Annotated in this window: 8 protein-coding genes; 2 read left to right on the top strand and 6 right to left on the bottom strand. The window is 72.7% G+C overall.

Annotated features, from left to right (window positions below; translation table 11 throughout):
• Nucleotides 1-1,109, top strand: a 1,109-nt coding sequence (locus tag BU198_RS29445) for an ABC transporter permease (RefSeq protein WP_188299897.1), incomplete at its 5' end; no start/stop codon positions are given.
• A 75-nt stretch (nt 1,110-1,184) separates the two neighbouring features.
• On the opposite strand, the gene BU198_RS29440 is transcribed toward BU198_RS29445, so the two are convergent.
• Nucleotides 1,185-1,733 (bottom strand): hypothetical protein, encoded by a 549-nt coding sequence (locus tag BU198_RS29440; protein WP_188299896.1) that lies wholly within the window; start codon nt 1,731-1,733, stop codon nt 1,185-1,187.
• An 82-nt stretch (nt 1,734-1,815) separates the two neighbouring features.
• Nucleotides 1,816-2,280, bottom strand: coding sequence for a DUF6193 family natural product biosynthesis protein (locus BU198_RS29435; protein WP_188299895.1), 465 nt, complete (start codon nt 2,278-2,280; stop codon nt 1,816-1,818).
• Here BU198_RS29435 and BU198_RS29430 point away from each other — a divergent pair.
• On the top strand, nt 2,279-2,518 hold the full coding sequence (locus BU198_RS29430; RefSeq protein ID WP_188299894.1) for a hypothetical protein: 240 nt from the start codon (nt 2,279-2,281) through the stop codon (nt 2,516-2,518). The genes BU198_RS29435 and BU198_RS29430 overlap by 2 nt on opposite strands.
• 4 nt (nt 2,519-2,522) lie before the next feature.
• Here the strand turns inward: BU198_RS29430 and BU198_RS29425 are convergent, their stop codons facing one another.
• The 4 genes from BU198_RS29425 to BU198_RS29410 form a co-directional block, all read right to left on the bottom strand.
• A complete protein-coding gene (locus BU198_RS29425) occupies nt 2,523-3,521 on the bottom strand; it encodes a JmjC domain-containing protein (protein ID WP_188299893.1) in 999 nt (332 codons plus the stop codon).
• Between the two features lie 97 nt (nt 3,522-3,618).
• On the bottom strand, nt 3,619-4,665 hold the full coding sequence (locus BU198_RS43505) for a cytochrome P450 (RefSeq protein WP_188299892.1): 1,047 nt from the start codon (nt 4,663-4,665) through the stop codon (nt 3,619-3,621).
• Nucleotides 4,666-4,825: 160 nt separating this feature from the next.
• Nucleotides 4,826-5,017, bottom strand: a complete 192-nt coding sequence (locus BU198_RS29415; protein WP_188299891.1) for a hypothetical protein — start codon at nt 5,015-5,017, stop codon at nt 4,826-4,828.
• A 210-nt stretch (nt 5,018-5,227) separates the two neighbouring features.
• A partial coding sequence (locus BU198_RS29410) for a M9 family metallopeptidase (RefSeq protein WP_188299890.1) occupies nt 5,228-7,253 on the bottom strand: 2,026 nt, incomplete at its 5' end.

Raw genomic sequence — 7,253 nt, 5'->3', positions numbered from 1 at the left:
CGGCGAGGGCCGCCGGGATGCTCGCCGCGGTGCTGTTCGGCACGGCGGCCGCCGTCTTCGCGGTGGGCATCGGCGGGACGATGGGCTGGGTGCAGGAGGCGAAGACGCGCGACACCGCGGACGTCGTGGTGCACCCGATGCGGCCGGTCGGCCCGCCCGGTTCGGCCGCCGCTGCCGTGCCCGGCCTGCCCGACCGGGCCGTCGTCACCGCCGCGCTGGACACCCGGCCGGACACGGCCGCGTACTTCGGCAGCGGCACCGAGGACGTCACCGTCCCGGGGGTGGCCGGCAGCACCACGGTGACCGCCTTCGACGGTGACGCCTCCTGGGCGGGCTTCCGGATGGTCTCCGGGCGCTGGTACCGGGGCCCTGGCGAGGCCGTCGCGCCCGCCACCTTCCTGACCGAGGCCTCGGTCAGGATCGGCGACCAGGTGACCTTCACGACCCACGGCCGGGCCCTCACCGTCCGGATCGTCGGCGAGGTCTTCGACCCGCACACGCAGACCAACGAGCTCTTCACCGACGCCGCCGGCTACCCGCCGGGGACGGCCCCGCGGCCGGACTCCTGGTTCGTCAGGGTGAAGCCGGGCGCCGACCGCGCCGCCTACGCCACCGCCGTCGGCGCCGCGCTCGCCCCGGCACGGATGACCGCCGAGGCGGGCGGAGCGTACGGTTCCAGCGACGCGATCGCCGCGCTGGACTCGCTCACCGCGACCCTGACGCTGCTGCTGCTGGTGGTCGCCGGGCTCGGGGTGTTCAACACCGTCGTGCTGGAGATCCGGGAGCGCACCCGGGACACGGGTGTCGCCAAGGCGCTCGGCATGACCCCGGCGCAGACCGTGGGCGTGGTGCTCGCCTCGGTGCTCCTGGTCGGGGCCGTCGGCGGCGCGATCGGCCTGCCGGCGGGCCTGCTGCTGCACGGGGTGACCGTGCCCGCGATGGGCCACAGCGCCGGGCTGAACTTCCCGGCCGCCGCGCTGGACGTCTTCGGGACCCCGGTGCTGGTCCTGCTCGGGCTGGGCGGGGTGCTGATCGCGCTGCTCGGGGCGCTGATCCCGGCCGTGCGGGCGGCGCGGGCGCGGACGGTGGACGCGCTGCGGGCGGAGTGACGGAGCGGTGACGGCGGACGGGCGGCGGGCGGGGACCGGGTGGGCGCCCGGTGCCCGCCCGCCCTCCGCGTGGGCTCAGGAACCCTGGACGGACGGGCCCCCGTCCGCGGTCTCCCCCGCGCTCTCCTCCGCCGTCTCCTCCTCCGCCCGCTTCTCGGCCGCCCGGATCCGCTCGGTGAAGTCGTGCGCGTCGATCCGCTCGACCGCGGCCCCGTGCCGGGCGGCCAGCTCGTCGGCCGGGTCCGGCGCGGACTCCCTGATCTCCAGGGCGAGCAGCGCGCCGCCGTCCGGCACCCGGGGCGAGAGCACGATCAGCCCGGCGCCGCCCTCGGCCGCCTGGTGCTCCTCGGCCGCGTTGCCGAGCGCCGCGCCCGCCGCGAAGCCCAGCAGCACGCCGACCGGCCCGCCGAGCAGCCCGATCAGGCCGCCCAGCACGCCCGATCCGACGGTGGCCATGCCCGCGCCCCGGGTGAAGGTGTCCTTGACCTCCAGCAGGCCGTCGGCGCTGCGCTCCATCGCCGCCACCATCCGCAGGCCCGGCAGGCGCTGCGCCTCGTCGAAGGCCGGGCGCCAGGCACCGGCGTCGGGGAAGGTCAGCAGGACGACGTTGTGCTGGTCGCTCATGGCGCTCCGATCGGGCGGGGGCCGGCGGTGGCCGGGCTTCCATCGTGACCCTCGGCGCACGCCGCTGCCACCCCGGTGCAGCTCAGCGCGGCCCGTCCTCAGGGTGGTTGAAGACCGGCCCGAGGTCCGGCGGCAGGTGCTCGACCAGCAGGGCGACCGCCTCCTCCGCGGTGGCGGGCGTGCCGATGACCTCCCCGCCGCCCGGACGGCGGACGTGGTAGCCGCCGGGGTACAGCGGTTCGGCGTACGGCATGCCCGCGACCACGTACGGGGGCGAGGTCGCCAGGCTGAACCACAGGTTGTAGTGGCTGGTGAAGGGGAAGAACCGGGCCAGCCGGGGCTCGGCGCGGGCGGCCCGCAGCAGCCGTACCAGACCGGCGTTCTCGCTGTCCGGGCCGTGTCCGACCTCCCGCCGGACCTGCTCCCACCTCAGGGTGAGGATCTCCCAGCGGGCCTCCACCGCCGCCTCGGGACCGACCGCGCGGGCCTCGGCGATGTTCGGAACCCCGGGCTCGGGCAGAACGTCCTTCTGATCATCTGATCGCATGTCACGTAGTCTGCCGCCGGCCGCTTCCGGAAGCGAACGCCGCGGGTGGGTGGCCGATGTCGGCTCCGACGGCCGCACGGTCCCCGTGATAGTTCCCTGGTACGTCAACCCGGTGCTGGCTGGTCTCGTGCTCTGCGCCGTGACGCTCACCGTCCTCGCGGTCGTCCGGAGCAAGGGGAGGAGCACACCCCGGGACCGGGCCGAAACCCCCGGCCTGGGCGTACGGGAGGCCGGCTGAGCGGTCAGCCCCTGGCGGCTGCGGAGCCGCGCAGCTTGCGCCAGGTACGGCTGACGGTGGCCAGTCCGGTGCGCCCGGCGGCGGGCGCACCGGACTCCCAGGTCCGGGCGGCCTCGGCGAGGCTCTCCGCGGGCGCCGGGGTGACCGGTGGGCGGACCCGGGCGGCGTGCAGGAGGCCGGCGGGGCCGAGGGCGTCGAGCCGGGCCCTGGCGTGGTCGAGCAGCGCGGCGCCGGCGTCGGTGATCGCGGCCTCGCCGAGCGGGCGCGCAGGGAGACCGAGGCCGTCGGCCAGCCCGCGTTCCAGGGCGGTGCGCAGGTCCTGGACGGAGAGGTCGCGGACGGTCAGCGACAGGTGGGCGGACAGGCCCCCGGCGCCGACCGCGCGGTGCGCGAAGCCGCGCGGGACGTAGAGCACACCGCCGGGTTCGAGGACGCCGCGCAGACGCAGCGGGGAGCGCTCGTCGTCCGGGAGTTCGCCGAGCCGCCAGTCCGCCGTCGCCGGCGCGTCGTGGACGTACCAGGTCTTCCGTCCGGCGGCCTGGAGGACGAACACGTCGGCGTCGTCGCGGTGCACCGCGAGGCCCTGGCCGCCGGCGGGGGTGACGAAGAAGAACGCCTCGATCCGCCGGTCGAGCTCCTCGGAGAGCCGGGCCACCAGCTCGCCGGTCGGGCGGTGCCACTGGTCGACGCAGCGCAGCAGCAGCGTCGACCCGCGGCGCAGCAGGGCGAGCACCTTCGCGCGGTCGGCGAAGCCGTGGTGCGCCGTGCCGTTGACCACGCGGGAGGCGGTGAAGGCCTCGGACGGGATGGTGACCTTGTCGGAGCGGACCATCTCCAGGTACGGGGTGCGCAGCAGCCCGCTGTCGAAGGCGGCGTCCAGCTCGTCGAGGTCGAAGGGCGGGGCGAGCGCCTCCGGGGTGAAGAGCGCGGGCTCGCGCTGCCACCGGCGGCCGGTGAAACTCTCGACGTCGCCGACCCAGGCGGCGAGCGTGGGCGATTCCATGGTGTGTCCCGTGGTGTCAGGGGTGTTCCGTGGTGTCAGGTCGTTCCGGGGTGCTCGGTGCTCGGTGCTCGGTGCTCGGTGCTCGGCGCCCGGCGGGTCAGGCTCCGACCCGCGCCTCGAACCGTACGGAGAGCAGGGAGCGCAGCGGCACGTGGGCCTGCTGCTGCGGGCTGTGGACGGTCAGGCGGTTGTCCAGGGCGACGGTCAGCAGGCGCTCGGCCAGCGGCACGATGAGGTGCTTGGCCCAGCAGCGGGCGCCGTCGAAGCCGAAGGGCATGAACGCGGGCGTCTTCTCCGGGTCCGCGACGCCGTCCCAGCGCTCGGGGCGGAAGTCCAGCGGGTCCGGCCAGTAGTCGGGGTGGCGGTGCATCAGCAGCGGGAAGAGCGCGACGTCGTCCCCGGGGCGGATCTCGGGGTGCAGCCCGGTGTACGCCTCGCCGCCGTTGCGGTACAGCATCCAGGCGGGCGGGAGCAGGCGCAGGGTCTCCCAGAGGACGGTGGTGAGGTTCGCGCGGTCCTCCGGCCGGGCCCGCCCGGGGCCCAGCAGCCACAGGGCGTTGCCGGTCAGCGCGGCCACGCCGTCGCAGAGGGTGGCCGTCGCCCGCCGGTACATCGCGACGGCCTGCCTGCGCTCCAGCGGGTCGTCGGCGCCGCGGATCAGTGTGGCCAGTTCGGTGCGGCCCTCGTGGCCGGCGGAGCCGGGCCAGACGGTGACGGTGCGGTCGACGAGACGGGAGAGGGTGTCGGAGCGGGTGATGCCGCGCTTCGACAGCAGGGAGACCGGCAGCGGGTCGGCGGCGAACAGCCAGCGGCGCAGGTAGGAGGTGCCCGCGTAGGGCCAGGGGCCGGACAGCCCGCGTGCCGGGGGCGGGGGTTTCCGGACGCCCGCCATGGCGTCCTGTCCCAGGGCGCGGATGGTCCTGGTCGCGCTGTCGTGGGGGATGTCGGCGCCGGCGGCGGGTTTGTAGACCGAGCGCTCGGTGGAAAGAACGGGGCGTGCCGCGACGACTTCGGCCATCAGCCGGGAGTCCGAGACGCCGACCTTGGACGGGTCGATCCGGAACACCTTCTCATCCCTGTCCAGCAGTTCCCGAATTCTCGGGGCGTACACGACGGAACGGCTTCGGGTGGTCGCCGTCGCCATTTCTTCCACGGTAATCGAGCCTCCATTTCGAAATGGCCGGGACATGCGTTCCGGAGTGGCCCGGGAACGAATCCGGGGCGGCCCGCGGAGTGATTCCGAACGTGCCGAGGCGCCGGCGGGGGCGCCGGCCGACCCAGGCCCCCGCCGACGTCTGACCACGTCAGATGACGTGCAGCACCCACGCGTGGTTCGCGAGGTCCTCGTCCTTCTTGAACTTCCTGACAAGCGACTTGATCATCTTCATGACTAATCTCCATTCCTGGGATCGCGGGTGCGGCGGCACCGCCGCACCCGAGCCGTCAGAGGTATTCGGCATTCCGTCGCCGGGAGCCGAACGGGTTGATCTGTTCATGGACACTAATCGAAACTTCGCCTCCCGGACACCCCTTCGGCAGAAAAGTATGCGATCTCTGCGCGGTGTTAACGGTCTATTCGATGGTCGAATCGTTATAACCCGCGGAATGCCCCGGCGGAGTCCCGCCGGGGCCCTGGCGGGGAACGCGGAAGGGCCCCGCGAAGCCGCGGGGCCCTTCGGTGCGTGCGGTGCGAACCGCGTAGCGGGTCAGTTGTAGGTCGTGGTGACGGTCACGCCACCGAAGCCCTGCTGCCCGTAGAGGCTGAAGTACACCCAGCCGGACGGCGGGTTGGCGATGGTCAGGGTCTCGCCGTTGTCGCCGTTGGTGGACTTGGCCTTGTACGAGCCGGTGGTGGCCCAGGCGTTGCCGTTGTAGTAGAGGTCGGCGTTGCCGGTGCCGCCGCTGGTGGTGATGGTCAGCTGCTGCACGCCGGCCGGCAGGTACAGGAAGCTGTAGCTGTAGTTCCCGGTGGTGGCGGCGACGCCGTCCCGGCGGCAGTTCTTGTCGAACTGCCGGGTGTCGGCGGTGGTGCACAGCGGGGCCTTGGGCTGCTCGGTGGGCAGCGAGCCGCAGTTGTCGGCGCCGCACTCCTTGAGCCAGGCGGCGAAGTCGGCGTCGTACTTGGTGCCGATGGTGGTCTTCAGCAGGGTGCGGGCGCCGTTCCAGTCGCCGGCGCGGTACTTGGTGAGCAGCGCGTCGACGTCCTGGGGGTGCGACTGGAGCATGTAGCGGACGGCCAGGTAGCCCCAGTTGTAGATGCGGGTGGAGTCCGCGTTGTCGTACGTGGTGTCGAACAGGGTGCTCAGGCTGTAGGTGCCCTTGCCGGCCTGGGCGACCGCGGCGTCGTAGTGCTCCTTGCGGTAGCCGTAGGAGACGTACTCGGCGAGGCCCTCGACCCACCAGATGGTCGGGGTGGTCATGCCGGCCTCGAAGTCGCCGAACATGTCGTAGCGGCCGTCGAGGTAGTGGGTGTACTCGTGGTTGAGGTTCCAGATCTGGAACTCGGGGCGCAGCCAGGAGGCCTCGTGGGCGATGAAGCGGGCCTGGTTGCCGACCGTGGCCGGGTTGCCCTCCTCGTACATGCCGCCGTTGTCGACCTCGATCTTGTACATCTCCCAGGCGTACAGGCTGTAGTTGTAGTAGTCGTCGAAGACGACGACCTCGAGGTTGGTGTTGTTGTCGTTCGGGACCGGGCCGCCGTCCTTGACGATCTTGTGGAAGTAGGCGTCCTGGTTGACCAGGCTGGTGCAGGTGTCGGCGAGCTGCTGCGCGGTCATCTCCTGCGCGCGGATGCGCAGGTTGGCGTTGCAGGTGTGGTCGATGGTGAGCACCTGCGGGACGAGCTTGGCGGGCACGTCACAGGTGCCGTAGTACGAGCAGTTGCCGGCGTCCTTCTTCTCCGTGAACCAGAGCAGGTTCATGGTGAGCGGACCGGTGTTGCCGACCAGCGGGTAGCGGTTGATCAGGTCCTTGAGGATCGGCCGGCCCTGGGCGCGCAGCGCGTCGTTGGCGACGAAGTTGCCCAGCTGGATGCCGATCTTGGTGACCACGTCGCCGCCGTCGATCAGGCCGCTGTTGCGGGTGACGAAGGACGACACGGTGGTGGCGAAGGACGGGTCGGCCTGGAGGGCCGCGGTGAACTCCGGCAGGTCGAAGCCGCGCTCGATGACGGTCTCGGTGTTGGCGACGGCGCTGGTCATCGCGGCGGGCCAGCTGCCGGTGTAGTCGTTCAGCAGCCGCTTGACGACGCCGGTGTAGCGGGCGTTCTCCTGGGCGCTGTCGATCAGGGTGACGGCCTCGGCGAGGGTGGCGCCGTTGGCGGCGGTGACGTCCTTGCTGTGCGGGGCGGCGTAGAAGGCGTCCAGCGCGCCGCGGATGGCGGTCTTCAGGCTGTCGCCGTACGGGCCCACGGCGTCCGCGTTGTACCACTGCACGTAGTAGCCGGCCCGCAGGAAGCCCACCAGCTGGCCGGCCGAAGTGGAGTTGTCGCCCGGGTAGGCGGCGGAGACGTCCCGCAGCGCGTTGGCGACGGTGACCATCTGGGCCTCGTTGAAGGCGCCCTTGGCGTCGTTGCCCTTCAGCTGGAACAGCGTGTCGATGCAGTCGAGGCCGGCGGACTTGACCTGCTGGACCAGCGCGGCACCGGACTTGCCGGTGAACGCGGAGACGTCGCAGGCGGCCGCGAGCTGCCGCGCCGCCGGGGCGGCGCCGACGGCGGTGCCGGCCGCGGCC

It is taken from the genome of Streptomyces sp. CBMA156 (genome assembly GCF_014596515.1).
Taxonomy (GTDB): Bacteria; Actinomycetota; Actinomycetes; order Streptomycetales; family Streptomycetaceae; genus Kitasatospora.
This window is presented reverse-complemented; position numbering and strand designations above follow the sequence as displayed.

Coding starts and splice junctions, on each gene's coding strand:
- BU198_RS29440 (WP_188299896.1), bottom strand. CDS start 1,733: ATGAGCGACCAGCACAACGTCGTCCTGCTGACCTTCCCCGACGCCGGT.
- BU198_RS29430 (WP_188299894.1), top strand. CDS start 2,279: ATGTCACGTAGTCTGCCGCCGGCCGCTTCCGGAAGCGAACGCCGCGGG.
- BU198_RS29435 (WP_188299895.1), bottom strand. CDS start 2,280: ATGCGATCAGATGATCAGAAGGACGTTCTGCCCGAGCCCGGGGTTCCG.
- BU198_RS29425 (WP_188299893.1), bottom strand. CDS start 3,521: ATGGAATCGCCCACGCTCGCCGCCTGGGTCGGCGACGTCGAGAGTTTC.
- BU198_RS43505 (WP_188299892.1), bottom strand. CDS start 4,665: ATGGCGACGGCGACCACCCGAAGCCGTTCCGTCGTGTACGCCCCGAGA.
- BU198_RS29415 (WP_188299891.1), bottom strand. CDS start 5,017: ATGAACAGATCAACCCGTTCGGCTCCCGGCGACGGAATGCCGAATACC.